The organism is Rhodobacter ferrooxidans, from assembly GCF_000176015.1.
In the GTDB taxonomy this organism is placed as follows: Bacteria; Pseudomonadota; Alphaproteobacteria; order Rhodobacterales; family Rhodobacteraceae; genus Pseudorhodobacter_B; species Pseudorhodobacter_B ferrooxidans.
Map to the genome: position 1 here is coordinate 215,957 of NZ_ACYY01000001.1, position 25,150 is coordinate 241,106.

Genomic DNA, 25,150 nt, shown 5'->3' on the forward strand with positions numbered 1-25,150 from the left:
CGGGCAAAATCAGCGCCGGGCAAATCGGTAGCGGTCTTCGATATCGGTGCAGACCTGCGCCACCCGCAATTCATATTTCCGGGTGATCTTGGCCTTGGCCAGTTTCAGCGATTGCAGGAACAGCCGCGCGCCCAGGGTGCGGGGCTGCAACTCGGTGCCGATGGTGACCCGGGTGCGCTTTGCCCCCAGTTCCAGAAAGTCGATGGTGACCATGCCTTCCAGCGCATGCGAAGTGCCGGCGAACGCCAGATAGCTGGGGTCGTCCAGCGCCGAAAGCCGCGCCTCCAGCACGCGGGGTTTGCCGCGATAGTCAAAACCGATCTGCCAGGCCATGCCCACCGCCAGTTCGACCAGCGTGTCGGTGCGCACCACCGAGGCCCCCCGCCGCATCGCCGCACGTTCCCAACCTTCCACATCGGCAAAGGCCGAAAAGACGTGCTGGAGCGGCGCTTCGATGTCTTCGCGGGTGCTGAGCTTCATGCGGTCTGCCTGCTGGAGTATTGCCGGACCCGTCGCGGGCCTGATCTCGTTTGTGCAACGTTTTTCGGCTCAATTCAGCCGATCCGCAAGCCAGTTTTCAATCAGGAAATGCGCAATAGCGCCTTGTCGCGCTGGTTTGACGCAAGGGTGCAGCCCGGTCCTGACCTGCACCAGGTCTTCGCGGCTCAACCAGAGCGCGTCTTCCAGTTCGGCGGGGTCCAGCGTGATGGTGTCACTGGTGGCTTCGGCCAGACAACCCAGCATCAGGCTGGCGGGAAACGGCCAGGGCTGGCTGGCCAGATAGCGCACGGCATCGACCTGCACGCCGGTTTCCTCGAACACCTCGCGGCGGACCGCGGCCTCGATGGTCTCTCCGGGTTCGACAAAGCCGGCCAGGCAGGAATACATGCCCTCGGGCCAGCCGGTGCCGCGGCCCAGCAGCAGGCGGTTGCCGCGCGTGACCAACATGATCACCACCGGGTCGGTGCGCGGATAGTGCTGGGCGCCGCAAACCGGGCAGGACCGCTGCCAGCCCGCCATCACCATCGTCGATGCCGCCCCGCAGGCGGCGCAAAAGCCGTGGCTTTGGTGCCAGCCCAGCAGGGCGCGGGCGGTGGCGGCCAGTTCGGCGTGACGCGGCGAAAGCTGTGCCATCACCGCGCGCAGCTCGGTAAAGGTGTGGTCGGCGGGCAGGCTGGGATGGTGTTGCAGGCTGGGGTCCAGAAACCCCGGCTGCACGGCCTCGGCTTCGGGCGGCACCCAGGCCGAGATATCCTGGGCAAACCAGCCGATGCCGTCCTCCAGCCCCAGAAACACCGGTGCCGTGGCTTCGGCCAGCACCGGGCTGCCCGGTGCCACCCAGGCCAGCGCGCCATTGGCAATCAATGGCTTGCCCTGCCAAAGCGGCACAATCCGGCCGCGGGCCTGCAAGTCCGCCAGTGCGGGTGCATCGCCGCGCAGAGGAGCGGCCCGGTCCAGCGCCGATCCGCCGAAGGTGACGCTTTCAGCAATCCACATCTCTGCCCTGCCCCTGCCTGATCCGCCGCCACACCTGCCACGGAACGCGGCGCGGCGCAAACCGGGCATTTTGGCCACAGCACTGGCGCGAAAATGCAACCATGCCGTGATAAGCGCCCCCCGATTCGCGTTTTTGTGGAACTGCATCCGACCTTTGCCTAGGGTATGAAGTCACGACGATGCCTTGATTGTGCCAGTTTCCCTGTCGTTACCCCCCCATGCGGACGCAAGCCCGCTGTCGTCAGGAAAGTGTTGAGTGTGCGCCACGCCTTCTCTGTCCAAGCGTCAGCCGGTCTGGCGCATCTGCGCCTGATGGCCACCACCGATCTGCATGTGCATGTGCTGGCCTATGACTATTATGCCGATCAGCCCTGCGACCGGGTCGGGCTGTCGCAAACCGCGGCGCTGATCACCGACGCGCGGGCGCAGGCGGCCAACAGCCTGCTGCTGGACAACGGCGATTTCCTGCAAGGCAACCCGCTGGGGGACTATATCGCCCAGCAAAGCGGCCGGGCGGCCGACGCGGTGCATCCGATCTTCGCGGCGATGAACCTGTTGGGATACGACGCGGCAACGCTGGGCAATCACGAATTCAACTACGGGCTGGAGTTTCTGCTGACCGCACTGACCGGGGCGGCGTTTCCGGTGGTGTCGGCAAACATCGCCCGCAAGCTGGGGCCGACGCCAGAGGCCGATCAGACCCTGATCCCGCCCTATGTGATCCTGGACCGGCAGATCACCGATGGTGCCGGGACCGAGCACCCGATCCGCATCGGCCTGATCGGTTTCGTGCCGCCGCAGGTCACCCAATGGGACCGGGTGCATCTGGCGGGCAAGGTCGTTACCCGCGACATTGTCGAAACCGCGCGGGCGCTGGTGCCGCGGATGAAGGCGGAAGGCGCCGATATCATCATCGCACTGTCCCATTCCGGGATCGGTGCGGCAGAGGCAACGCAAGGCATGGAGGATGCCTCGACCGCCCTTGCGCATGTGCCGGGGATTGATGCGCTTGTGACCGGGCACAGCCATCTGGTGTTCCCCTCGGCCAGCTTTGCCGGAGTCGAGGCGGTCGATCATACCCGCGGCACGCTTGGCGGCAAACCGGCGGTGATGGCGGGGTTTTTCGGCTCGCATCTGGGGCTGATCGACCTGTTGCTGGAACGCAGCGACGCGGGCTGGCGGGTGGCCGATTTCGCCGTGGAAGCGCGGGCGATCCGAGCCGCCGAGGCCGAGAAAACACCGGCGCAGGCCGGACGGTCCCCCCGTCGCGCCATCCCCGAGGTCGAGGCGGCGGTGCGCGACGATCACGGGGCCACGCTGCATTTCACCCGGCGCAGCATCGGCCGCACCGCGGTGCCGCTGAACAGCTATTTCGCGCTGGTCAGCCCCAGCCCGGCGGTGCAACTGGTGGCCGAGGCGCAGGCAGCGCATGTGGCCCGGCATGTGGCGGGCACCCCCGATGCCGCCTTGCCGATCCTTTCGGCGGCGGCCCCCTTCAAGTTCGGCGGTCGCGGCGGACCGCGGCATTTCACCGATGTGCCGGTGGGCGAGATGGCGCTGCGCCATGCCGCCGACCTTTACATCTTTCCCAATTCCATCGCCGCCCTGCGGCTGAATGGTGCCGAAGTGGCCGACTGGCTGGAACGCGCCGTCGGCATCTACAATTGCATCGAACCGGGCCTGGCCGACCAGCCGCTGATCGACCCCGATTTCCCCTGCTACAATTTCGATCTGATCCATGGCGTCAGCTTCCAGATCGACCTCAGCCAGCCCGCGCGGTTCGACCGGCAGGGCAAGCTTCTGCACCCCACCGCCCGCCGCATCCGCAACCTGACCTGGGCCGGTGCCGAGGTCGCCCCCGATGCCCGGTTCATTCTGGCCACCAACAGCTATCGCGCCTCGGGCAGCGGCGGCTTTCCCGGCACCACGCCCGCGCATCTGCTGTGGTGTTCGCGCAATCTGACCCGCGATATTGTGGTGCGCCATGTGGCCGAGGCCGGGGTGATCCACGCGCCCGAAACCCTGGGCTGGAGCTTCGTGCCGATGCAAGGCACCTCTGTCACCTTCGAAACCAGCCCGCAGGCCAGCCCGCATGTGCCCGACCTGGGGCCGCAGCACCTGACCCCGCTTGGTCCCACCGATGACGGCTTTGTGCGCTTTCGCCTGACGCTGTGATCGGCTAGGCAGGCGGCATCAAAACGGCTAGGGGCGGGCGATGTTCGACGCGGTGATCTTCGATCTGGACGGCACGCTGATCGACACCGAAAGCCTGGCGCTGGCGGCGGGGATGGCGGCCTTTGCCAGTCTGGACGCGCCGGTCGAGGAAAGCTTCATGCATCTGCTGGTCGGCAAGGACCTGCCCAGCGCCGCCGTGCTGATCCGCGCCCGTCGCCCCGAGATCGACGTGGCGCTGCTGAACAAACGCTGGCGTACCGGGTTTGAAGCCCGCATCGCCGCCGGTCTGCCGCTGAAGCCCGGCGTGCGCGATCTGCTGGCGCAGTTCACCCTGCCGCGCGCCATCTGCACCTCGACCGAGCGGGGGGCCGCGCATTTCAAGCTGGGGCTGGCCGGGCTGGCGGGTGATTTCGCCCATGTGGTGACGCTGGACGATGTGACCCTGGCCAAACCCGACCCCGAACCTTACCTGCTGACCGCCGCCCGGCTGGGCGTGCCTGCCAACCGCTGTCTGGTGTTTGAAGACAGCGAGATCGGTGCCGAAGCCGCACAGCGCGCCGGTTGTCTGGTGGTGCAGGTGCCCGACATTGTGCCGACAACAGGCCGCTTTGCCCATCACGTTGCCGCCGACCTGCTGTCGGGCGCCCGTCTGGTCGGGTTGATCGACTGAGCTTGCGAATCTTTCGGCCTGCGCCTATATCGGCGTCGAGAGGTTGGCGCGGGCAGGCACCTCGCCAACCCGGTCAGGTCCGGAAGGAAGCAGCCGTAACGAGCCCCGCTTGGGTCGTTGTCAGCCTCTCACCCTTTCCCGGCGCGTCGGAGGTTTGCTTTGTGTCGTGACGCCAACGCGGGGAAGTGCGGTTTTTCCAGGCTTTCAGCACCTGATGGCGCGCAACGGGCCGGGCGATGAGCGATTTCCCCAGCCTTGACGACCTTGGCTGGTCGCCACATTTCGCCAGCCAGATCACCCCCGACGACGCTTTGGCCCTACCCCTTCGGCTTTCGGCCGTGCAACGCAACCGCGCCACCGGGCTTGGCCCAGCCGGGCCCTTGGTGCTGGAATTTCCGCCGGGGCTGAACGCGGGCACGGTGGCGGTGGGCGACTGGGTGCTTGGCGATCCGGCAACCAACCGCATCCTGCGGGTGCTGAAGCGCCGCTCGCTGCTGGAGCGCAAGGTGGCGGGTATCGAGGTGCGCGCGCAACTGATCGCCGCCAATGTCGATACGCTGTTCATCGTCACCTCCTGCAATGCCGATTTCAACCTGGCCCGGCTGGAACGCTATGTGGCGCTGGCGCTGGACAGTGGCACCACGCCGGTGATCGTGCTGACCAAAGCCGATCTGGCGGCGGATTCCGACGAACTGGTGGCCGATGCCAAGGCGATCTCGCCGCATATCGCCGCGGTTCTGGCGCTGAACGCCAAACAGGCCGAGGCGCTGGACGTGCTGCGGCCATGGTGCGGGCATGGGCAGACGGTGGCCTTTGTCGGCTCCTCCGGCGTTGGCAAATCGACGCTGATCGGCGGGCTGGCCGGGATTGATCTGGCCACCGCCGGCATCCGCGAAGACGACGCCAAGGGCCGCCACACCACCACCGCGCGCGCGCTGCACCTGATGCCGGGGGGTGGCTTGCTGATCGACATGCCGGGGATGCGTGAGCTGGCGCTGTTCGATGCCGCCGAGGGCATAGCCGAGCTGTTCGACGATATCGAGGCGCTGGCGGGCACCTGCCGGTTCCGCGACTGCAGCCACGCCGCCGAGCCGGGTTGTGCCTTGCAGGCGGCGATTGCGGCAGGCACGCTGGAGGCCGGGCGGTTTGGCCGCTGGCAGAAGTTGCAACAGGAAGACGCCCGCACCAACGCCAGCCTGCTGGAGGCCCGCCGCCGCGACAAGGCCTTCGGGCGGATGATCAAGTCGGTGAAGAAAGACCTCAAGCGCCGCTAGCGGTGCCAAAATCCTTCGAAGGATTTTGCAAAAGTTTTGGAAAACTTTTGCCTTTCCCCGCCCCGCACCGGCGTTCCCCGGCCTTTGGGTGGACGCCGCCCGCCGCCCGGCCTAGTCTGGAGGCAACCGAATCCCGCGAGGCCCAATGTCCGACACACCCGAGCCAGGCTATCAGGTTCTTGCGCGCAAATACCGCCCCGCCACCTTTGCCGACCTTATCGGGCAAGAGGCGATGGTGCGCACGCTGAAAAATGCCTTTGCCGCCGACCGCATTGCCCATGCCTTCGTGATGACCGGGGTGCGGGGGGTGGGCAAGACCACCACCGCCCGCATCATCGCCAAGGGGCTGAACTGCATCGGCCCCGACGGCAAGGGTGGCCCGACCACCGAACCCTGCGGGGTTTGCGAGCCGTGCCGGGCGATTGCCGAAGGCCGGCATGTCGATGTGATGGAAATGGATGCCGCCTCGCGCACTGGCGTGGGCGATATCCGCGAGGTCATTGATTCCGTTCACTATCGGGCGGCCTCGGCGCGCTACAAGATCTACATCATCGACGAAGTGCACATGCTGTCGAATGCCGCCTTCAACGCGCTGCTGAAAACGCTGGAAGAGCCGCCCGCGCATGTGAAGTTCATCTTTGCCACTACGGAAATCCGCAAGGTGCCGGTGACGGTGCTGTCGCGCTGCCAGCGCTTCGATCTGAAACGCATCGAGCCGGAAGTGATGCTGACGCATCTGGCCCGCATCGCCGCTTTGGAAGGGGCCAGTCTGGCCCCCGACGCGCTGGCGCTGATCACCCGCGCTGCCGAAGGCTCGGTGCGCGATGCGATGAGCCTGATGGATCAGGCGATTGCCCATGGCGCGGGGGAAACCAGTGCGGCGCAGGTGCGGGCGATGCTGGGTCTGGCCGACCGGGGCCGGGTGCTCGATCTGTTCGATCTGGTGATGAAAGGCGATGCGGCGGGGGCCTTGTCGGAACTCTCGGCGCAATATGCCGATGGCGCCGACCCGATGGCGGTGCTGCGCGATCTGGCCGAGATCACCCACTGGATTTCGGTAATCAAGATCACGCCGGAAGCCGCCGAAGACCCGACCACGCCACCTGACGAACGTCTGCGCGGGCTGGAGATGGCGGTGCGGCTGCCGATGCGGGCGCTGACCCGGATGTGGCAGATGCTGCTGAAATCGCTGGAGGAAGTGGCGCTGGCGCCCAATGCGATGATGGCCGCCGAAATGGCGGTAATTCGCCTCACGCATGTGGCCGACCTTCCCGACCCCGAAACCCTGATCCGCAAGCTGCAATCGCAACCCGTGGTGGCGGCGGCTTCGGTATCCAGCAGCGCGCCCCAGGCGCCGACCACGCGGATGCAGGCGCCCGCCGCAGCGCCGCGCGGGCCGCAGATGGCGGGATCGGCGGCGCTGGCCTTGGCCGAGGGCGGGTTGGAGGCCTATGCAAGGTTCGAGCAGGTGGTCGATCTAATCCGAGACAAGCGCGACATGAAGCTGCTGGTCGAGGTGGAAACCTGCCTGCGCCTTGCCCGCTATTCTCCCGGTCGCATCGAGTTTGAACCGACCGACGATGCCCCGCGCGACCTTGCCGCACGGCTGGCGCAGCGGTTGCAGGGTTGGACTGGCGCGCGGTGGGGGGTTTCGATCGTCAGCGGTGGCGGTGCTGCAACGCTGGCCGAAGACCGCGGCAAGGACTGGCTTGCCGCAAAGGCCGAGGCGATGCAGAACCCGCTGGTGCAGGCGGTGCTGGCGGCCTTTCCGAACGCCGAAATCACCGCCATCCGCTCGCCCGAGGCGATGGCGCAATCTGCTGCCGCCGAGGCGCTGCCGGAAGTGGAAGACGAATGGGATCCGTTCGAGGACAATTGAGAGGAACGACAGCATGCTGAAGGGTTTGGGCGGGCTTGGCGACATGGGCAAGATGATGAAGGCCGCCAAGGACTTGCAGGAAAAGATGGCGCAGTTGCAATCCGACATGGACCGCATCGTGGTGATCGGCGAATCCGGTGCGGGCCTGGTGAAGGCGCGCTGCACCGCCAAGGGCGAGTTGACCGGGCTGGAGATTGATCCGTCGATCTTTGTCGCCTCGGAAAAGGAAGTGGTGGAAGACCTGATCCTGGCCGCGATCAAGGATGCGCAAGGCAAGGCCGGTGCGCGCAGTCAGCAGGAAATGGCCAAGCTGACCGAAGGTCTGGGCCTGCCGCCCGGCATGAACCTGCCGTTCTGAGATGACCGACATCCCCGGCGACATCGAGCAATTGATCGAGTTGATGGCACGTCTGCCGGGGCTGGGGCCAAGGTCGGCGCGGCGGGCGGTGCTGGTGCTGTTGAAAAAGCGCGGGGCGCTGATGGCACCGCTGGCGCAGGCCATGGCACAGGTTGCGCTGTCGGCGCGCGATTGCACCACATGTGGCAATATCGGTGCGGGCGACACCTGTGCGATCTGCGCCGACCCGCGCCGTGCCACCGGCGAGCTGTGCGTGGTCGAGGATGTGGCCGACCTCTGGGCGATGGAGCGTGGCGGGGCGTTCAAGGGGCGCTATCACGTTCTGGGCGGCACGCTGTCGCCGCTGGACGCGGTGGGGCCGGACACGTTGCGGATCCCGCGGCTGCTGGCGCGGGTGGCCGAGGAGGGAATCTCCGAGGTGATTCTGGCGCTGAATGCCACGGTCGATGGCCAGACCACGGCGCATTACATTGCCGATGTGCTGGGGGCATCCGGCGTTGCCATCACCTCGCTGGCGCAGGGCGTGCCGATCGGTGGCGAGCTGGATTATCTGGACGACGGCACCATCGGGGCGGCGCTGAAGGCGCGCAAGCGGTTCTGAAAAGGGAAATCGGATATGGACAAGGCAGGGCAGATTGCGGCGGGTCTGGTCGGGCAGGTTGATCTTTATGACGCGCTGCGGCGAGCGTCGGCCTGTTTGAGCGAGGCCGAAGCGGACGGGCTGCTGCCGTCGGTGATTGCGGCGCTGCCTGCGACCGAGGCTAGGCGGCTGGGGGCTGTGGATGCCGGGCTGCTGCGGGCGGTGATGCGGGTGGGCGCCGGGTTCGCGGCGGTGCCGGGGGTGGAAGGTCTGGTGCAGCATCTGGCGCAGGTTCCGGTAGCGCCGCTGTTTCTGCCCGAGATCGGGCAATCGTCACGCATGGCCCTGCGGGCCGACGACCGGCAACCGGGGATGCCCGCCTTCAGCGACCGCGCCTTTGACCCCTGGTTCGCGGCACAGGGAGTGGATTACGGGCTGGGGGCTTACGGCGAGGTGCGCTCGATCTATGCCAGCGCCCAGTTCGCCGATGCCGCCAGCCCCGAGCGGCGCACAAGGCATATAGGAATCGACGTTCTTGCCGCCGTCGGCACGCCGGTGCATGCGCCGCTGGCGGGGCGGGTGGCCTGGGTGACCTATAACGCCGATCCGCTGGATTATGGCCACACGCTGATCCTGCAGCATGAAGGGTCCGGGCGGGCGTTCTGGACGCTTTATGGCCATCTGGGTGGCAGTCTGCCGGGGCTGTGCCGGGTGGGCGATATGGTGCAGCCGGGGCAGGTTTTGGCGCATCTTGGGGATTGGCACGAGAACGGCGGCTGGGCGGCGCATCTGCATTTTCAGGTGATGAGCGACATGCTGGAGCAGCGGTCCGGGAATTTCTTTGGTGTCGGCCATGCCAGTCTGTGGGACGTGTGGCAGCAGATCTGCCCTGACCCGAACCTGCTGCTGCGGTTGCCTGCGGGCAGTTTTGCGGTTTAGGTTTTTGGGGGCGCTGCCCCCGCCCGTTCCGGGCTCCCCCGGGATATTTTCGCAGAGGTGAATGTTAAGGGCGAGCGATGAGGCCTTGATTGAGCCAGGCGTCGAGGATTTGCAGCACGGTATCGGTGAAGGCCTGGTCGTTGATGTGGGCGTCGAGCGGGATCAGTTGCACATTGGCGGGGCATTGGCTGCGGATTTCGTCGCAAAAGGCGGCGTGGGCGGCAGGGTCGCAAAGCGGGGCGCCGGGGCGGTCCCATTCGTGCAGGCCATGGCTGGGCAGGATCAGGGTGGTGGGGCCGGTGGCGCGGGCCAGTTTGGCACAAAGGCTGCGGGCGACGGCGCGGCGTTCATCGGCGGTCAGCACCACCGAGGACAGCAGGCGGTTGTGGGCGTGCAGCGGGTGGTTGGCAAAGCGATCGGGTGTGGGTTGCCAGCCGACCAGATCGACAAGGTCCGAGCAGCCGGGTGCTACGATCTGCGGGATACCCGCCAGACCCGCGGCAGTCAGGCGGTCCGGCCCGGCGGTGATGGCGGAACCCATCAGGTGGTTGGACACCTCTTGCGGTGCGAAATCCAGCACCGCGGCAAAGGCACCTTGCGCTGACAGGCTTTCGAAGGCCCGCCCGCCCATGCCGGTGGCGTGGAACACCGCCAGATCGAAGCCGCGCGCCTGCAGCGCCGGTTTCAGCGCGACCATGAAGCGGTGCACGGTCTTGCCGAAGCTGGTCATGCCGATCAGCGGGCGGCTGCGGCTGGGCGGTTCGACCGCGCGGGCTGCACCCAGAACGGCCCCTGCGGCCTGGGATAGCGCCGCCTTGCAGACCGGGTTCAGCCCGTAAAGCCCGCCCGCCCAAAGGATCATCTGGATATCTGGTGCCAGCCGTTCGGGCGGGATCATCGGCGAGAAGCTGACGGTGGAGACGACATATTTCGGCACCCCCAGCGGCAGGGCGGCGCAGAGATCGAGCGCGAGGTCCGTGCCCATGCTGCCGCCCAGCACGAGCACGCCATCGAACCGGCCCTCGGCATGCAGGCGGCGGGCCAGACGGGCGGCCCCCAGCGCCATGATCTGCATGGCGGTGTTTTCATCCATCGCGGCGATGGCTGCGGCGATGCTGGAACCGGCTTCGGCGGCGACCTGATGCTTGGAAATCTCGGTCGGGGATGCGGGGTCGCCAAGCACCGAGACATCCATCCGCAGCACCTCGCCGCCCTGCGACAGGATGCGGGCGGCGAGGTAGGACAGCTCGTCGTCCTTGGTATCAAAGGTACCTGCGATCAGGATGCGGTTGCCCATGCGTCACCTACAACTGTATCCAGGCGGTTTTCAGGTCGGTGTATTTGTCCAGCGCGTGCAAGGACTTGTCGGAGCCATTGCCCGATTGCTTGACCCCGCCCAAGGGCACCGTGGCATCGGCGCCGCCATAGGTGTTCACATGCACCACCCCGGCGCGGATGCCGCGGATCATCCGGTGGGCGCGGGAAAGGTTGGCGGTCCAGACCCCGGCGGCAAGGCCGTAATCGGTGGCGTTGGCCAGCGCCAGGGCCTCGGCTTCGGTATCAAAGGCGGTCACCGCCAGCACCGGGCCGAACACCTCCTCGCGCGCCAGCCGGTGCTGCGGGGCGACATGGGTGACGATGGTGGGCTGCATGTAATAGCCGCCGGTTTCGGTCAGCGCACGGGTGCCACCCAGGGCGATATGGCCGCCTTCGGCCATGGCGTCGGTGATGAAACCGAGGTTGGCGGCAAGCTGGGTTTCCGAGTTCACGGCACCAATCTGGGTGTCCAGTTGCAGCGGGTTGCCGAGGGTCATCTTTTCGGTGGCTTCCGCCAAGGCGGCCACGAAATCGTCGTGGATCGAGGCTTCCACCAGCAGCCGCGATCCTGCCACGCAGACCTGGCCCGCATTGCGGAAGATGGCGAAGGCGGCGGTTTTGGCAGCCAGCGCCAGATCGGGGGCATCGGCAAAGATGATGTTGGGGGATTTGCCGCCAAGCTCCAGATAGCACCGCTTCAGGTTCGAGGCGGCGGAGTATTGCAGCAGCTTCCGCCCGGTGGCGCCAGAGCCGGTAAACACCAGCACATCGACATCCATGCTCAGCGCCAATGCCTCGCCCGTCACCCGCCCCGGCCCGGTGACGACGTTCAACACACCCGGCGGCAGGCCCGCCTCCAGCGCCAGTTCCGCCAGCCGCAGCAGCGACAGCGAGGCGGTTTCGGCAGGTTTCAGCACCACGGAATTGCCCGCGGCCAAGGCTGGCGCCAGTTTCCACGCGCCGATCATCAGTGGGAAATTCCACGGCACGATGGCCGCCACCACCCCCACCGGCTCGCGGTGGATCAGCGCCAAAATGTTGGCGGGGGTCGGGGCAATCTCGCCATAGACCTTGTCGATGGCCTCGGCATAATAGCGGAAGGTGCCCGCCGCCGAGCCGGGTTCGGCCTTGATCGCCATGGCGATATCGGTGCCGTTGTCGCGCACGCCAAGCACGGCCAACTCGACCGCATGAGCCTCGATCAGATCGGCCAGCCGGTGCAGCACGGCCTTGCGGGCGGCGGGCGTGGCGCGCGACCAGACACCGGACTCGAACGCAGCACGGGCCGCAGCGGTGGCGCGGGCCACGTCGGCGGCGGAGGCCGAGGCGAGGGTGGTCAGCACTTGACCGTCGATCGGCGAGAGCACCTCGGACCGCGGGTTCTGCCCGTCGCCCCACGCGCCGTTGATCAGCAATTGGCCCGGCGCCACCGGCAGGCGGGCAAGGCGGTCGATGGTTGGTTGGTCAAGAGTCATTGATCTGCCAGTCCTTGCGCGGGCGGCGGCGGGCTTTGCGCGCACCACGAATGGTGAAGATGATCAGCAGCGCCAGCGCCGCCACCATGGCCGCCGAAATCGGCCTTGTCACGAAGATCGACGGATCGCCGTTCGACCCGCCCAGCGCCTGCCGCATCCGCCCCTCCAGAATCGGCCCCATCACCAGCCCCAGCAGGATCGGCGTCAGCGGCCAGCGGTGGCTGCGCAGGATGTAGCCCAGCAGGCCGAATACCATGGCAATGCCGCAATCGGACAGGCTGTAATTGCTGGCATAGGTGCCGATCAGCGACAGCGTCAGGATCACCACGCCCAGAAATCGCTTGTCCACCAGCGCCGCCTTGGCAATCCATTTGGTGGCCAGCATCAGAAAGCCGATGATGACGAAATTCATCACCAGAAGGGTCCAATACAGCCCAGCCACGAACTCGGGCCTTTCGATGAAAAGCTGCGGGCCGGGCACCACGTTGTGCACCAGAAACACCGCCAGCATCATCGCCGTCAGCTCCTCGCCCGGGATGCCCAGCGCCAGCATCGGGATCAGGGCGGCGGGCGGCACGGCGTTGTTGGTGGCTTCGGAGACGATGATGCCCTCGGGCGCACCCTTGCCGAACAGATGGCCCTCGGGCGACAGTTTGCGGGCCCAGACATAGTTGACCTGCTGCGCCAGAAACTCGCCCACACCCGGCATGATGCCGATGAGGATACCGACAAGGGACGACCCGAACAGCGTGCGGGGATAGCGGAACACCTCGGTGAAGCCGGAAAAGAACCGCCCGGAAAGTTGCACCGGCGGTTTGCTGTGGCTGCGTGCGGTCAGTTGCACCAGCGCCTCGGACATGGCGAAGAGGCCGATCACCAGCGGCACCAGCGGGATGCCCGACATCAGCGGTTGAAAACCGAAGGAAAAGCGTTGGGTGGCATAGGCGGTTTCCACGCCGACGGTGGCCAGAAACAGCCCGAAGCACAGCGCAGCCAACGCCTCGATCCGCCGCCCGCCGTGGCCGATGATCACCAGCACCAGGGCGGCCAGCGCCAGCATGGCGAACTCGGCCGAGCCGAAGTGCCGCGCCACCTGCGCCAACGGTCTGGTCAGCAGCATCAGCGCCAGCACGGCGCAGATCCCACCGACAAAGCTGGAGGAATAGGCCAGCGACATTGCGCGCCGCGCCTCGCCCCGGTCGGCAAAGGGCTTGGCCTCCATCGCCGTCAGCACCGCCACCGGGCTGCCGGGGGTGTTGATCAAGACCGCCGGGATGGCCGAACCATAGGCCGCGCCGCAATAGACCCCCAGAAGCAGGGTCATGCCGGTCAGCGGGTCCATCGAGAACGTGGTGGGCAGCAGGATCGAGATCGTGACTGCCGCCCCGGCCCCCGGAATGGCGCCGACCACCACGCCAAGGATGGCACCGAACACCATGACGAAGAACACCGTGGGGTCGGCAAGCTGGGCAAGGCCGGTCAGCAGGAACTCCATCGCGCGCCCCCTAGAACCAGCGGATCAGCGCGGTGCGCAAGGCATCCGGCGCCAGATCGTAAAGCGGCGGCGCGGGCATCCAGACGCCCAGACCGACGCGAAAGATCGCCACCAGCGCCAGGGCGGTCAGCACCCCGGTCAGCAGCCAGCGCGGGCTGGTCAGCCGCACCCGCAGCATCAGGCCAAGGATGAAGGTCAGGGTGGCCAGCAGATAGCCCAGATGGCCGATCGCCCAGACATAGATCGCGAAATAGGCCAGGAATTCCACAGGCCGCAGCCATCCCAGGATGTTCTGCCGCGCCACGATCCGTTCCTCGGGCGTTGGCGGGTCGGCGCGCAGGTCGGTCAGGGCGCGGCCCAGGGTGATCAGGTTGGCCAGAGTCAGCCCCGCCAGTGCCAGCCCCGGCATCAGCGCAGGCCGCGTCCACCAGCCGCCCGAGGCCTGCCCCCAGCGGGTGGCCCAGGGCATCGCCAGCAACAACGCCAGCGCCACGGCAAAGAACATCGCCGTCAGCGCCAGACTTTCCAGCCGGTTGGCCGGCAGTTCGTCATCGGTCATTCCGGCCTCGGCGGTTGGAGAACGGAGGCGCACCCGGCGGCACGCCCCCAGAGGGTGACAGGCTTATTCGGTCACGCCAAGCTGTTCGCGCACCGATTTCAACTGGTCATAGTCCAGATTGATCCGCTCGGCCGAAGCTGCGGCGTCCAGCCAATAGACCTGCGCGCCGGTGGTCTTGGCGATCTCCTGTGCCGCTGCACTGGCCACCACGGCTTGCGCTGCGGCGGCGATCTTGTCCTTCACCTCTTGCGGCGTGCCTTTGGGCACGAACAGCCCGTTCCACAGCGTGCTGTCCAGTGCGGGCACCAGTTCGGCCAGCGTCGGCGCATCGGGCGTGATCGACATCCGCTCGCCGGTGATGGTGGCCAGCACCTTGATGTCGTTCAGGCAGGGCAGCACCAGTTGCGCCGTGGTGTTGATCACGTCGGCATCGCCATTGGCCAGGGTCGAACAATCCAGCGCGTCAAACGCCGCCTCGGCGCCGAACTTGCCGCCAAGGGTCTGGGTACCCAGCATGGTCAGCAGCGTCGGCTCCAGCCCGTAGCCGAAATGCCCCAGCCGCACGGTGTTGGTTTTGGAATAGTCGGCCAGCTCCTGCAGCGTGCTGTAGGGCGCGTCCTTGGCGGTTGCGATCAGGAACGGATAGGTCAGAAAAATGCCGATCGGCTCGAAGGTGTCGCGCTGCACCTGCGCATCCGGGCCCATGGTCTTCACTGTCGGAATACCGATCACGAAAGAGCCGATCTTGTAGCCGTCCGCCGGGGCCTGCGCCACTTCCAGCGCGCCGACGATGCCACCACCACCGGGGCGGTTGACCACGGCAGCAGGCGCGCCGGTCTGCTTCTGGAATTCCTCGGCGATCATCCGGGTCAGCACGTCTTCCAGATCACCCGGCGGCCAGGGCACGATGAAGGTCACCGGCTTTTCCGGGTATTCCGCCAGCGCCGCCCCCGACATCAGGGCCAGCGAGGCCGCACAGACTCCGGCCATCAGGACAAGTTTCTTCATTGCAATCTCCCTGGTGTGATCGGTTCATTATTTGAACCGTTGGTTTTAATTTAGATTGACAGCCGCGCTACCGATCTGTCAACAGAAATGAAAATCATGGCTGTTGGCAAGCGGTTTGGGGGATGTGGTGGGCACGGTTTCCAAGGCATTGGGGTTGCTTGATCAGTTCAGCCGCCAGCGGGCGCTGATCGGCCTTAGCGATTTTGCCCGCGCCTCGGGGATGAACAAGGCGACCTGTCACCGGATGCTGACGGAACTGGCGGCGCATGGGTTTGTCGAACAGGTGGGGGCAGCTCGGGAATACCGGCTGGGGCCACAGGCGCTGCGGCTGGCGGCGCTGCGCGAGGCGGCGGTGCCGATGCGCGAGGCGGCGCAACCGGTGCTGCGGGCGCTGGCGCAGGAACTGGGCGAGACGGTGCATCTGTCGGTGATCGTTGGCGAAAACCTGAAGATGCTGGCCTATGCCTATTCCGCCACCCATGCGATGACGGTGATGATGGAGGATGCCGACACCCTGCCCTGGCACGCCACCTCGTCGGGCCTTGCGGTGCTGGCCTTCGGGCCGCAGGCGCTGGCCAGACGGGTGCTGGCGCAACCGCTGCTGCGGTTGACCGCGCAGACCGAAACCGACCCGGATGCGATCCGCGCCCGGCTGGCGGTGGTGCAGGCGCAGGGCTTTGCCGAAAGTGCCAGCGGGTTCGAAGAGGGGGTTCACAGTCTGGCCGCCCCCTTGTTCGATGCCGGTGCCACCTGCTGCGGCGCGCTGGCGCTGGCCGCCCCCGCCGCGCGGATGGGGCCGGAACTGCGCAGCCGGGTGCAGAGCAGCCTCATAACCGCCGCGCAACAGATCACAACGCTATGGGGTGGCCAGGTGCCGCCCGCCATCGCAGACATCTGGCAGGGCACGCCCCTGCCGACCCAGGAAAGGGCCTAGCCATGAAAGACGGTAACTACCTGAAAGCCAACAACGCCCGCAGCCTGTGGCACCCGATGACGGCGCCTGCCGACAGTCTGAACAGCCCGCCCACCATCATCACCGAGGCGCATGGCGTGCGCATCCGCGATGTGGACGGGCACGAGGTGGTGGATGCGGTCGGTGGGCTGTGGAACGTCAATCTGGGCTATTCCTGCGCCCCGGTGAAGGCGGCGATTGCGGCGCAACTGGACCGCCTGCCCTACTATTCGATCTTCCGCGGCACCAGCAACGACGCGGTGATCGAACTGGCCGAGGAATTGCGCGATTTCTTTGCCCCCGACGGGCTGGCGCGGGCGTTCTTCACCAGTGGCGGCGGCGATTCGGTGGAAACAGCACTTCGGCTGGCGCGGCAGTATCACAAGATCCGCGGCGAGGCCGGCCGGGTCAAATACCTCAGCCTGAAGAAGGGCTACCACGGCACCCATACCGGCGCGGCAAGCGTCAACGGCAACGCCAATTTCCGCACGATGTATGAGCCGCTGCTGCCCGGCTGTTTCCATGTGCCCGCGCCCTACACCTACCGCAATCCCTTCAACGAAGCCGATCCGGCGCGGCTGGCGCAGTTGTGTCTGGCGGCTTTGGAGGACGAGATTGCCTTTCAGGGGGCGGGCACCATCGCCGCCTTCATCATGGAGCCGATCCTGGGCGCCGGTGGGGTGATTCCGCCGCATGCCAGCTTCATGCCGGGGGTGCGCGAGATTTGCTCGCGGCATGGGATTTTGCTGATTGCCGACGAGGTGATCACCGCTTTCGGCCGCACCGGGGCGTGGTCGGGAAGTCGGCTTTGGGGCGTGCAGCCCGACCTTGCCTGCACCGCCAAGGCCATCACCAACGGCTATTTCCCGTTCGGCGCGGTGATGATCTCGGAGGCCTTCGCGCAGGTGTTCGAGGGCGATACCAGCGGTCGCGCCGCCATCGGCCATGGCTATACCTATTCCGGCCATCCGGTCGGGGCGGCTGCGGCATTGGCCTGTCTGGCCGAGACCAAGCGGTTGAATGTCAAGGACAATGCGGCAGCGCGCGGGGCCGAGATGCACGCAGGCTTACTGGCCTTGCAGGCACGGTTCGAGGTGATCGGCGATGTGCGCGGCGGCCATGGGCTGATGCATGCGCTGGAGCTAGTGGCGGATCGTGCCAGCAAGAAACCCGCCGACAAGGCGGTGCCGGGGCGGGTGCAGGAAGCCGCCTACCGGGCGGGTGCGATGGTACGGGTGTCGGGGCCGAACATCATCCTGTCGCCACCGTTGGTGCTGACCTCGGCGGATGTGCAGGTGATTCTGGCAGCACTTGAGGCCGGGTTTTCCGCGTTGGTTTAACCCAGCATCTGCCAAAGCAGCCGCAACGCCAGCAGGGTCGAGGTGGCCACCAGCAAGGGCTTGATCACCCGCGCGCCGATCCGCATGGCCAACCGCGCGCCAACCCTTGCGCCCGCGATCTGCGCCACGCCCATGGCCAGCCCGATGCCCCACCACGGCGCGCCATAGGCGGCAAACACCGCCAGCGCGCCGAGGTTGGAGGCGAAGTTCAGCAGCTTGGTATGCGCCGTGGCCTTCAGCACGCCATGCCCCGCCAGCACCACAAAGCCGATCATGTAGAACGCCCCCGCCCCCGGCCCGATCAGCCCGTCATAGCCGCCGATCAGTGGCACCACGAAGGCGGTGAAAGCAGTGGGCGAAATGCGGCGGGCGCGGTCGTCGTCGGACAGCCCCTTCTTGAAGGCAAAAAACCCGGCGATGCCGATCAGGATCACCGGCAGCGCCAGCCGCAGGCCTTCGGTCGGCACCAGCCCGGCCAGCGCCGCCCCCGCAGCCCCCGCCGCCAGCGCCACCGCGGCGGCACCGAGTTGCTGGCGCAGATCGACCCGGCCGGCCATAGCATAGGTCACCGCCGCCGTCGCAGCACCAAAAGTGCCCTGCACCTTGTTGGTGGACAGCGCCTGCAACGGCGAGGCCCCGGCCAGCAACAGCGCCGGCAGAGTGATCAGCCCGCCACCGCCGGCAATGGCGTCAACGAACCCCGCGGCAAAGGCGGCAAGGGTCAGCAGGGTGGCAAGGTGCAGGCTGACTTCGAACATGCGGGACCGGGGATTGGGCAGGCCTTCATCGGGGCTGCGGCGCGGGAAGTAAACCCCGGCTCAGGCCAGATCGAAGCGGCGGCTGATGCGACCGACTCGGGTGCCGTCGCGCAGCGCAAACGCCGGGTCAGTGGCGTAATCGGTGAAACCGCGGCGCGCGTAATAGCCCAGCCCCGGCGCATTGTCGGCGCGGATGGTGGCGTTGATCACCGCGACCCCAGCCGCCTTTGCCGCCGCACAGGTCGCGGCAAACAGCGCGGCCCCAGCGCCGCTGCGTTGCAGATCGGGGGATACGAAGGTGCCGATATCGCCCCAGCCGTCGGGCAAGCCGGGGTGGCGGTCCAGCGATTGAAAGCCGATCACCTGCCCAGCGCCTTCCGCCACATGGCAGCAGATCACCGCCGGGCCGCTGATGTAATGCTGCGCCACCTGCGCCTCGGTCAACGGGATTTCATGCGCCGTGGTGCCACCGATGTCGATGATGCGGTTCAGCAGCGCCGCCATCGCCGGGGCATCGGCCAGCACCGCCGCCCGCACGATCATGCGACGAAATCTTCCCGGCCAAAGCCCTGAATATACAGCAGCGCCGTCAGATCGCCGTGGTTGATGCGGATGTCGCATTGCGCGGCGACGCTGGGCTTGGCGTGCAGCGCCACCCCGGCCCCGGCCAGCCCCAGCATCCCCAGATCATTGGCACCATCGCCCACCGCCATCACCTCGGCATGCGAAATCCCCATGTCGGCGGCAATCTCCTGCAACGCCCGCATCTTCGCCTCGCGGCCCAGGATCGGCTCGGCCACGGTGCCGGTCAGCTTGCCACCTTGCACATGCAGGGTGTTGGCGCGGTTCTCGTCAAAACCCAGCATCGCCGCCACCGGCCCGGTGAAGGCGGTAAAGCCGCCCGAGACCAGCGCCGCCCGCGCGCCATTGGCCTTCATCGTGGCCACCAGTTCGCGGCCCCCCGGCATCAGGGTGATGCGGTCGCGCAGCACCTGCGCAATCACCGATTCCGGCAGGCCTTTCAGCAGGCCGACCCGCTCGCGCAGCGCCGATTCGAAATCCAGCTCGCCATTCATCGCGCGGGCGGTGATACCGGCAACATAAGCGCCCACCCCGGCCTCGTCGGCCAGCTCGTCGATGCACTCCTGCTGGATCATCGTGCTGTCCATGTCGGCCAGCAGCAGTTTCTTGTGCCGCCCGGCCTTGGGTTGCAGCACCAGGTCGATCTGCATCGCCTGCAAGTCCTGCCACACCTGCCAACGGTTCTCGGGCAGCACCGGCAAGGCAATCTCGGCGGCCACACCGGGGTCCAGCCAGACCGCCTCGCCGCCACCCCAGGCATTGCGCAAGCTTTCCACGGTTTCACGGTCGAGGATCGGGCGGGCGGGGTTGGTCAGCAGGGTGGCTGTGAACATCGAAGTTTCCGATAGTGGAGGGGTGCGTCGTTTTTTCCGTCTTGGATGCCGCTTTACGGCAGTTTTCCGGCTTGTGCCAGTGCGCAACCGCCAGTAGATGCAACGGCGGGACACCCCTCCCCACCGGGGGGCATTTATCTGGAAGGATACCATGTCTGATCTGAAGACCCCGGCTGCGCGCCCGGCAAACCCGCGCTTTTCCTCCGGCCCCTGCGCCAAAATCCCCGGATACACGCTGTCGATGTTGGAAGACGCGCCCTTGGGCCGCTCGCATCGCGCTGCTGTGGGCAAGAACAAGCTGAAGGAAGCGATTGACCTGACGCGCGAGATTCTGGGCGTGCCGGCGGATTACCGGATCGGCATCGTTCCCGGCTCGGATACCGGGGCTGTGGAGATGGCGCTGTGGTCGCTGCTGGGTGCGCGGCCGGTGGAGATGCTGTCCTGGGAAAGCTTTGGCGAAGGCTGGGTGACCGATGTGGTCAAGCAGTTGAAGCTGGATGCGGTGGTCAAGAAGGCGCCCTACGGCCAGATCGTCGATTTCGCCACGGTGGATTTCGACAAGGACGTGGTGTTCACCTGGAACGGCACCACCTCGGGCTGCCGCCTGCCGAATGGCGATGCGATCCCCGCGGATCGTGCCGGTCTGACGATCTGCGACGCCACCTCGGCGGCCTTTGCGATGGACCTGCCGTGGGACAAGCTGGATGTGGTGACGTTCTCCTGGCAGAAGGTGCTGGGTGGCGAGGGCGCGCATGGCATGCTGATCCTGTCGCCGCGCGCGGTGGAACGGCTGGAAACCCATACCCCCGCCTGGCCGCTGCCGAAGATCTTCCGGCTGACCGCCAAGGGCAAGCTGATCGAGGGCATTTTCGTCGGCGAGACCATCAACACCCCGTCGATGCTGGCGGTGGAAGATTATCTGGTGTCGCTGAAATGGGCGAAATCGGTGGGCGGGCTGAAAGGCCTGGTGGACCGGGCTGCCGCCAACGCGCAGGTGGTGTGGGATTTCTGCGCCGCAAACCCCTGGCTGGCCAATCTGGCGGAAACCCCGGCGATTGCGTCCACGACGAGCGTCTGCCTGAAATTCGCCGACCCGCGCATCAAGGACGGCGAGGCGTTTGCCAAGGCCGTGGCCAAGCGGCTGGAAAAGGCGGGCGTTGCCTATGACATCGGCGCCTACCGCGATGCCCCGGCCGGCCTGCGCATCTGGTGCGGCTCGACGGTGGAAACCGCCGATGTCGCAGCCCTGATGCCCTGGCTCGACTGGGCGTTCCAGTCCGAAATCGCCGCAATCTGACCCGTTGCTCATCGGCCCTGACCGGCCTCTTCGCGCTGCGAAAAGGGACCGGCAGGGACCGATGAGCCCCCCCATTTCACAAGGAGTCCATCATGGCCCCCCGCGTTCTCGTTTCCGATGAGCTTTCCGAAACCGCCGTGCAGATCTTCCGCGACCGTGGTGTCGAGGTCGATTACATGCCGAAACTCGGCAAGGACAAGGAAAAGCTGGCCGAAATCATCGGCCAATACGATGGCCTCGCCATCCGTTCCGCCACCAAGGTCACCGAAAAGCTGCTGGAAAACGCCACCCGGCTGAAAGTCGTCGCCCGCGCCGGCATCGGCGTCGACAACGTCGATATCCCCGCCGCCTCGCGCAAGGGCGTGATCGTGATGAACACGCCGTTCGGCAACTCGATCACCACCGCCGAACATGCCATCGCCATGATGTTCGCCGCCGCCCGCCAACTGCCCGAGGCCAACGCCTCGACCCACGCCGGCAAGTGGGAAAAGTCGCGCTTCATGGGGGTGGAGTTGTTCAACAAGACCCTCGGCGTCATCGGTGCCGGCAACATCGGCGGCATCGTCTGCGACCGCGCGGTCGGGCTGAAGATGAAGGTCATCGCCTACGACCCCTTCCTGTCGGATGAACGCGCCAAGCATCTGGGCGTGACCAAGGTCGAACTGGAAGACCTGCTGGCCCGCGCCGATTTCATTACCCTGCATGTGCCGCTGACCGACAAGACCCGGAACATCCTCAGCCGCGAAAATCTGGCGAAGACCAAGAAGGGCGTGCGCATCATCAACTGCGCCCGTGGCGGGCTGATCGACGAGGCAGCCCTGGTCGATGCGCTGAAATCCGGCCAGGTCGCCGCCGCCGCCCTTGACGTGTTCGAAACCGAACCGGCCACCGAAAGCCCGCTGTTCAACATGCCCAACGTGGTCTGCACGCCGCATCTTGGCGCCTCCACATCGGAAGCGCAGGAAAACGTGGCGCTGCAGGTGGCCGAACAGATGTCGGACTTCCTGCTGACGGGTGCCGTGCAGAACGCGCTGAACATGCCCTCGGTCACCGCCGAGGAAGCCGCGGTGATGGGCCCCTGGATCAAGCTTGCCGCCCACCTTGGTGCCTTCATCGGCCAGATGACCGAAGAGCCGATCAAGGCCATCAACATCCTGTATGATGGCAGCGTGGCCGAGATGAACCTGGCCGCGCTGAACTGCGCGGTGATCGCGGGCGTGATGAAAGCCTCGAACCCCGACGTGAACCTGGTCTCGGCCCCGATCATCGCCAAGGAACGCGGTATCCAGATCTCGACCACCCGTCAGGAAAAGACCGGCACTTTTGATGCCTTCATCAAGGTCACCATGGTCACCGACACCCGCGAGCGGTCGGTGGCGGGCACCTGCTTCTCGGATGGCAAACCGCGGTTCATCCAGATCAAGGGCATCAACATCGACGCCGAAATCGGCCGCCACATGCTTTACACCACCAACGAGGACGTGCCGGGCATCATCGGCCTGCTGGGCATGACCATGGGCAAGAACAGCGTCAACATCGCCAACTTCACCCTTGGCCGTTCCGGCGTCGGCCAGGACGCCATCGCCATCCTCTACCTCGACCAGCGCATCGACCCCAAAGTCGTCGACACGCTGGAATCCACCGGCCTGTTCCAGCAGGTGAAAGCCCTGGAATTCGACGTGGCCTGAACCGGCAAGGGGCAAGACAACCTCTTGCCCTTTCACCTTTGCCCAAATATCCCGGGGGTCCGGGGGCAGCGCCCCCGGCCTTTTCCCAACCCCGGACCCCGCATGCATACCTATGCCATCGGCGACATCCACGGCCACCTCGACCAGCTCATGCGCCTGCATGACCGCATCGCCGCCGATCAAGCCCGGCATGGCAGCGCCCCCATCGTCCATATCGGCGATCTGGTGGACCGCGGCCCCGACAGCCGCGGCGTGGTGGATTTCCTGATGACTGGATTTGCCAGAGGCGAGGATTGGGTGGTGCTGAAAGGCAACCACGACCGGATGTTCGCGCTGTATCTGACCGACTACACCGCGCAAGACCCCGGCCTGCGGTCGGAATTCTCCTGGCTGCACCCTAGGCTCGGCGGGGTGCAGACCCTCGCGTCCTATGGGGTGAAGAACGCAGGCGAGCGGCCACTGGCACCCCTGGCCCGCGAAGCCATTGCCGCCGTTCCCGCATCCCACCGGGCGTTTCTGGCAGCCCTCCCCACCAGCTATCAACGCGGTGACGCGATCTTCGTCCATGCCGGTATCCGCCCCGGCGTTGCACTGCAAGATCAGACCGAAACCGACCTTGTGTGGATCCGCGAGCCGTTCCTGTCGGACACCCGCGACCATGGCGCATTGGTCGTGCATGGCCACACCGCCATCGACACCCCCACCCATTACGGCAACCGGCTGAACATCGACAGTTCGGCGGCCTATGGCGGGCCATTGTCGGCGGTGGTGATCGAGGGCCGAGACGTGTTCCACCTGACCGAAGCCGGGCGGATCGCGATCCATCCCTGAGGCGCTCTTCCCGCGCGCCGCGCGCTCATCGCGGAACCCAGCGAAGACGCCTGTCAGGGCGGATGAGCGGCCTTTAACCCTGCAACGCCGCCCACATCTCGCGGTCGCGTTCGGCGGTCCAGATCCGCGGCGTGTCGATGCCGCGGGCCTCGTCATAAGCGCGGGCGATGTTGAAGGGCAGGCAATGCTCATAGATCGCATAGGCGCCGAATTTCGGGTCGCAGACCGCCCGAGCCGAATCCCACGCTTCCTTCAGACTGCCACCCCGCGCCGCCACCTTCGCCACCGGGCGATACGTGCTTTCCACAAAATCCGCGGTGTTGGCGATGGCTTCGGCCACCCGCGCCCGCCCCAGCAGCGCATCGCCGCGCCCCGGCGCAATCGCCACCGGTTCGAAACCGGCAATATTGGCCAGCGTTCCGGCCCAATCGGCAAAATGCCCGTCGCCGCAATAGCAGGCCGAGTGGTACTCGACGATATCGCCGGTAAACATCACCTCGGCATCGGGCAGCCAGACCACGGCATCGCCCGCGGTATGTGCGCGGCCAAGCTGCATGATATCGACACGGCGCTTGCCCAGATACACGGTCATGCTGTCGGAGAACGTCGTTGTCGGCCAGGTCAGGCCCGGAATTTCCTCATGCCCCTGAAACAGCCGGGGAAAGCGGCCAAACTCGCTGTCCCAATCCTCCTGCCCGCGTTCCACCACCATGGCGCGGGCGGCGTCCGACATGATGACCTGCGGCGCACCATAGGCACTGGCCCCAAGCACCCGCACCGCGTGGTAATGCGTCAGCACCAGATGGCTGATCGGCTTGTCGGTAACAGACCGGACGCAGTCGATCACCTTGCGCGCCAGCCGTGGTGTGGCCTGCGCCTCGATCACCATCACGGACTCGTCACCGATGATCACGCCGGAATTGGGGTCGCCCTCGGCGGTGAAGGCGTAAACCCCGTCGCCCACCTCGGTGAAGCTGGTGTGCTTTTCCGCCAGATCGCCCTGCGATGCGAATGTCTTGGCCATGGATTTCCCTCTCAATTCTGTGGACGCAGCCCGCGCGATGTGATTCCGTCGCGGTCATGCGCAACAAACGCCTGCCTTATCTGATCGTTCTGGCCATCATTCTGCTGGCGGTAGCTTACCTGTTGTGGGCGGGCCGGGTGCCGTGGTGCACCTGCGGCTATATCAAGCTCTGGCACGGCGATACCATGAGTTCGGAGAACTCGCAGCACATCGCTGATTGGTACACGCCCTCGCACCTGCTGCACGGGTTGCTGTTCTATGGCGCGCTGTGGCTGGTGGCGCGGCGGGTGCCGTTCGGCTGGCGGCTGGTCATTGCCACGGTGGTCGAGGCAGGCTGGGAGATGGTGGAAAACTCCAGCTTCATCATCGAGCGGTATCGGGCGGTGACGATCTCGCTGGATTACTTTGGCGACTCGGTGGTCAATTCGGTTTCCGACATTCTGGCGATGATCATCGGCTTCCATCTGGCACGGGTGATCCCGGTCTGGGCCAGCGTGGCGCTGGTGATCGGCTTCGAGGTGTTGACGGCCTTCATCATCCGCGACGGGCTGGCGCTGAACGTGCTGATGCTGCTGTATCCGCTGGACGCGGTGCGCGTCTGGCAGGGCGGGCTTTAGCC

The 25,150-nt window shown here is 66.2% G+C and carries 24 protein-coding genes and 1 other RNA gene; 14 read left to right on the top strand and 11 right to left on the bottom strand.

The genetic code is table 11. From position 1 onward, the window contains the following. Window positions 1-9: 9 nt before the first annotated feature. Window positions 10-480: an SRPBCC family protein gene (locus RSW2DRAFT_RS01070; protein ID WP_008027167.1), complete on the bottom strand. Its 471-nt coding sequence runs from the start codon at window positions 478-480 to the stop codon at window positions 10-12. A 69-nt stretch (window positions 481-549) separates the two neighbouring features. Further along, a complete protein-coding gene (gene nudC / locus RSW2DRAFT_RS01075) occupies window positions 550-1,497 on the bottom strand; it encodes an NAD(+) diphosphatase (protein ID WP_008027168.1) in 948 nt (315 codons plus the stop codon). Window positions 1,498-1,749: 252 nt separating this feature from the next. On the opposite strand from nudC, the gene RSW2DRAFT_RS01080 reads away from it, so the two are divergent. The 8 genes from RSW2DRAFT_RS01080 (at window position 1,750) to RSW2DRAFT_RS18660 (ending at window position 9,372) form a co-directional block, all read left to right on the top strand. Continuing rightward, on the top strand, window positions 1,750-3,672 hold the full coding sequence (locus RSW2DRAFT_RS01080) for a bifunctional 2',3'-cyclic-nucleotide 2'-phosphodiesterase/3'-nucleotidase (protein WP_008027170.1): 1,923 nt from the start codon (window positions 1,750-1,752) through the stop codon (window positions 3,670-3,672). Window positions 3,673-3,712: 40 nt separating this feature from the next. After that, window positions 3,713-4,342 carry an HAD family hydrolase gene (locus RSW2DRAFT_RS01085; RefSeq protein ID WP_008027172.1) on the top strand — a complete coding sequence of 210 codons (630 nt, stop codon included), beginning with the start codon at window positions 3,713-3,715 and terminating at the stop codon, window positions 4,340-4,342. 36 nt (window positions 4,343-4,378) lie between these two features. Further along, an RNA gene (gene ffs, locus RSW2DRAFT_RS17325) (signal recognition particle sRNA small type) lies at window positions 4,379-4,476 on the top strand. 102 nt (window positions 4,477-4,578) lie between these two features. Beyond that, entirely contained in the window at window positions 4,579-5,616 is a 1,038-nt protein-coding gene (rsgA, locus tag RSW2DRAFT_RS01090; RefSeq protein WP_008027174.1) for a ribosome small subunit-dependent GTPase A, read from the top strand. 145 nt (window positions 5,617-5,761) lie between these two features. Then, on the top strand, window positions 5,762-7,495 hold the full coding sequence (locus RSW2DRAFT_RS01095) for a DNA polymerase III subunit gamma/tau (protein WP_008027176.1): 1,734 nt from the start codon (window positions 5,762-5,764) through the stop codon (window positions 7,493-7,495). A gap of 13 nt (window positions 7,496-7,508) precedes the next feature. Next, complete coding sequence (locus RSW2DRAFT_RS01100) at window positions 7,509-7,853, top strand: YbaB/EbfC family nucleoid-associated protein (protein WP_008027178.1); 345 nt, start codon at window positions 7,509-7,511, stop codon at window positions 7,851-7,853. Window position 7,854: 1 nt separating this feature from the next. Then, entirely contained in the window at window positions 7,855-8,454 is a 600-nt protein-coding gene (gene recR, locus RSW2DRAFT_RS01105) for a recombination mediator RecR (RefSeq protein WP_008027180.1), read from the top strand. A gap of 15 nt (window positions 8,455-8,469) precedes the next feature. Next, window positions 8,470-9,372, top strand: coding sequence for a peptidoglycan DD-metalloendopeptidase family protein (locus tag RSW2DRAFT_RS18660; protein ID WP_008027183.1), 903 nt, complete (start codon window positions 8,470-8,472; stop codon window positions 9,370-9,372). Window positions 9,373-9,436: 64 nt separating this feature from the next. Here the strand turns inward: RSW2DRAFT_RS18660 and RSW2DRAFT_RS01115 are convergent, their stop codons facing one another. The 5 genes from RSW2DRAFT_RS01115 to RSW2DRAFT_RS01135 form a co-directional block, all read right to left on the bottom strand. Continuing rightward, the gene (locus RSW2DRAFT_RS01115) at window positions 9,437-10,669 is read right to left on the bottom strand and encodes a Tm-1-like ATP-binding domain-containing protein (RefSeq protein WP_008027185.1); all 1,233 of its coding nucleotides are present in this window, start codon (window positions 10,667-10,669) and stop codon (window positions 9,437-9,439) included. 7 nt (window positions 10,670-10,676) lie between these two features. After that, complete coding sequence (locus tag RSW2DRAFT_RS01120; protein ID WP_008027187.1) at window positions 10,677-12,164, bottom strand: aldehyde dehydrogenase family protein; 1,488 nt, start codon at window positions 12,162-12,164, stop codon at window positions 10,677-10,679. Beyond that, window positions 12,154-13,659 (bottom strand): tripartite tricarboxylate transporter permease, encoded by a 1,506-nt coding sequence (locus tag RSW2DRAFT_RS01125; protein WP_008027189.1) that lies wholly within the window; start codon window positions 13,657-13,659, stop codon window positions 12,154-12,156. The genes RSW2DRAFT_RS01120 and RSW2DRAFT_RS01125 overlap by 11 nt, the downstream gene beginning before the upstream one ends. Before the next feature lie 10 nt (window positions 13,660-13,669). Further along, entirely contained in the window at window positions 13,670-14,218 is a 549-nt protein-coding gene (locus RSW2DRAFT_RS17050; protein WP_008027190.1) for a tripartite tricarboxylate transporter TctB family protein, read from the bottom strand. A 63-nt stretch (window positions 14,219-14,281) separates the two neighbouring features. Continuing rightward, entirely contained in the window at window positions 14,282-15,226 is a 945-nt protein-coding gene (locus RSW2DRAFT_RS01135; protein WP_008027192.1) for a tripartite tricarboxylate transporter substrate binding protein, read from the bottom strand. 127 nt (window positions 15,227-15,353) lie between these two features. On the opposite strand from RSW2DRAFT_RS01135, the gene RSW2DRAFT_RS01140 reads away from it, so the two are divergent. Next, window positions 15,354-16,160 carry an IclR family transcriptional regulator gene (locus RSW2DRAFT_RS01140; protein WP_008027194.1) on the top strand — a complete coding sequence of 269 codons (807 nt, stop codon included), beginning with the start codon at window positions 15,354-15,356 and terminating at the stop codon, window positions 16,158-16,160. A gap of 2 nt (window positions 16,161-16,162) precedes the next feature. After that, window positions 16,163-17,518 carry an aminotransferase class III-fold pyridoxal phosphate-dependent enzyme gene (locus RSW2DRAFT_RS01145; protein ID WP_008027196.1) on the top strand — a complete coding sequence of 452 codons (1,356 nt, stop codon included), beginning with the start codon at window positions 16,163-16,165 and terminating at the stop codon, window positions 17,516-17,518. Here RSW2DRAFT_RS01145 and RSW2DRAFT_RS01150 read toward each other — a convergent pair. The 3 genes from RSW2DRAFT_RS01150 to serB are packed head-to-tail and all read right to left on the bottom strand — an operon-like array spanning window position 17,515 to window position 19,691. Continuing rightward, window positions 17,515-18,276 carry a TSUP family transporter gene (locus RSW2DRAFT_RS01150; RefSeq protein ID WP_008027198.1) on the bottom strand — a complete coding sequence of 254 codons (762 nt, stop codon included), beginning with the start codon at window positions 18,274-18,276 and terminating at the stop codon, window positions 17,515-17,517. The genes RSW2DRAFT_RS01145 and RSW2DRAFT_RS01150 overlap by 4 nt on opposite strands. Before the next feature lie 60 nt (window positions 18,277-18,336). Continuing rightward, complete coding sequence (locus tag RSW2DRAFT_RS01155) at window positions 18,337-18,819, bottom strand: GNAT family N-acetyltransferase (RefSeq protein WP_008027200.1); 483 nt, start codon at window positions 18,817-18,819, stop codon at window positions 18,337-18,339. Continuing rightward, complete coding sequence (gene serB, locus RSW2DRAFT_RS01160) at window positions 18,816-19,691, bottom strand: phosphoserine phosphatase SerB (RefSeq protein ID WP_008027201.1); 876 nt, start codon at window positions 19,689-19,691, stop codon at window positions 18,816-18,818. The genes RSW2DRAFT_RS01155 and serB overlap by 4 nt, the downstream gene beginning before the upstream one ends. A gap of 151 nt (window positions 19,692-19,842) precedes the next feature. Between serB and RSW2DRAFT_RS01165 the strand changes: the two genes are divergently transcribed. The 3 genes from RSW2DRAFT_RS01165 (at window position 19,843) to RSW2DRAFT_RS01175 (ending at window position 23,507) form a co-directional block, all read left to right on the top strand. Further along, on the top strand, window positions 19,843-20,988 hold the full coding sequence (locus tag RSW2DRAFT_RS01165) for a phosphoserine transaminase (RefSeq protein WP_008027203.1): 1,146 nt from the start codon (window positions 19,843-19,845) through the stop codon (window positions 20,986-20,988). 92 nt (window positions 20,989-21,080) lie between these two features. Beyond that, entirely contained in the window at window positions 21,081-22,676 is a 1,596-nt protein-coding gene (gene serA, locus RSW2DRAFT_RS01170; protein ID WP_008027205.1) for a phosphoglycerate dehydrogenase, read from the top strand. A 102-nt stretch (window positions 22,677-22,778) separates the two neighbouring features. Continuing rightward, entirely contained in the window at window positions 22,779-23,507 is a 729-nt protein-coding gene (locus RSW2DRAFT_RS01175) for a metallophosphoesterase family protein (protein WP_008027207.1), read from the top strand. Between the two features lie 73 nt (window positions 23,508-23,580). On the opposite strand, the gene RSW2DRAFT_RS01180 is transcribed toward RSW2DRAFT_RS01175, so the two are convergent. Then, entirely contained in the window at window positions 23,581-24,531 is a 951-nt protein-coding gene (locus RSW2DRAFT_RS01180; RefSeq protein ID WP_008027210.1) for an MBL fold metallo-hydrolase, read from the bottom strand. A 56-nt stretch (window positions 24,532-24,587) separates the two neighbouring features. Between RSW2DRAFT_RS01180 and RSW2DRAFT_RS01185 the strand changes: the two genes are divergently transcribed. Beyond that, window positions 24,588-25,148, top strand: coding sequence for a DUF2585 domain-containing protein (locus tag RSW2DRAFT_RS01185; protein ID WP_008027212.1), 561 nt, complete (start codon window positions 24,588-24,590; stop codon window positions 25,146-25,148). Window positions 25,149-25,150 lie beyond the last annotated feature (2 nt).

Coding starts and splice junctions, on each gene's coding strand:
- RSW2DRAFT_RS01185 (WP_008027212.1), top strand. CDS start 24,588: ATGCGCAACAAACGCCTGCCTTATCTGATCGTTCTGGCCATCATTCTG.
- RSW2DRAFT_RS01155 (WP_008027200.1), bottom strand. CDS start 18,819: ATGATCGTGCGGGCGGCGGTGCTGGCCGATGCCCCGGCGATGGCGGCG.
- RSW2DRAFT_RS18660 (WP_008027183.1), top strand. CDS start 8,470: ATGGACAAGGCAGGGCAGATTGCGGCGGGTCTGGTCGGGCAGGTTGAT.
- RSW2DRAFT_RS01085 (WP_008027172.1), top strand. CDS start 3,713: ATGTTCGACGCGGTGATCTTCGATCTGGACGGCACGCTGATCGACACC.
- RSW2DRAFT_RS01180 (WP_008027210.1), bottom strand. CDS start 24,531: ATGGCCAAGACATTCGCATCGCAGGGCGATCTGGCGGAAAAGCACACC.
- RSW2DRAFT_RS01100 (WP_008027178.1), top strand. CDS start 7,509: ATGCTGAAGGGTTTGGGCGGGCTTGGCGACATGGGCAAGATGATGAAG.
- RSW2DRAFT_RS01120 (WP_008027187.1), bottom strand. CDS start 12,164: ATGACTCTTGACCAACCAACCATCGACCGCCTTGCCCGCCTGCCGGTG.
- RSW2DRAFT_RS01125 (WP_008027189.1), bottom strand. CDS start 13,659: ATGGAGTTCCTGCTGACCGGCCTTGCCCAGCTTGCCGACCCCACGGTG.
- RSW2DRAFT_RS01165 (WP_008027203.1), top strand. CDS start 19,843: ATGTCTGATCTGAAGACCCCGGCTGCGCGCCCGGCAAACCCGCGCTTT.
- RSW2DRAFT_RS01095 (WP_008027176.1), top strand. CDS start 5,762: ATGTCCGACACACCCGAGCCAGGCTATCAGGTTCTTGCGCGCAAATAC.
- nudC (WP_008027168.1), bottom strand. CDS start 1,497: ATGTGGATTGCTGAAAGCGTCACCTTCGGCGGATCGGCGCTGGACCGG.
- rsgA (WP_008027174.1), top strand. CDS start 4,579: ATGAGCGATTTCCCCAGCCTTGACGACCTTGGCTGGTCGCCACATTTC.
- serA (WP_008027205.1), top strand. CDS start 21,081: ATGGCCCCCCGCGTTCTCGTTTCCGATGAGCTTTCCGAAACCGCCGTG.
- RSW2DRAFT_RS01115 (WP_008027185.1), bottom strand. CDS start 10,669: ATGGGCAACCGCATCCTGATCGCAGGTACCTTTGATACCAAGGACGAC.
- RSW2DRAFT_RS17050 (WP_008027190.1), bottom strand. CDS start 14,218: ATGACCGATGACGAACTGCCGGCCAACCGGCTGGAAAGTCTGGCGCTG.
- serB (WP_008027201.1), bottom strand. CDS start 19,691: ATGTTCACAGCCACCCTGCTGACCAACCCCGCCCGCCCGATCCTCGAC.
- RSW2DRAFT_RS01135 (WP_008027192.1), bottom strand. CDS start 15,226: ATGAAGAAACTTGTCCTGATGGCCGGAGTCTGTGCGGCCTCGCTGGCC.
- RSW2DRAFT_RS01175 (WP_008027207.1), top strand. CDS start 22,779: ATGCATACCTATGCCATCGGCGACATCCACGGCCACCTCGACCAGCTC.
- recR (WP_008027180.1), top strand. CDS start 7,855: ATGACCGACATCCCCGGCGACATCGAGCAATTGATCGAGTTGATGGCA.
- RSW2DRAFT_RS01150 (WP_008027198.1), bottom strand. CDS start 18,276: ATGTTCGAAGTCAGCCTGCACCTTGCCACCCTGCTGACCCTTGCCGCC.
- RSW2DRAFT_RS01145 (WP_008027196.1), top strand. CDS start 16,163: ATGAAAGACGGTAACTACCTGAAAGCCAACAACGCCCGCAGCCTGTGG.
- RSW2DRAFT_RS01070 (WP_008027167.1), bottom strand. CDS start 480: ATGAAGCTCAGCACCCGCGAAGACATCGAAGCGCCGCTCCAGCACGTC.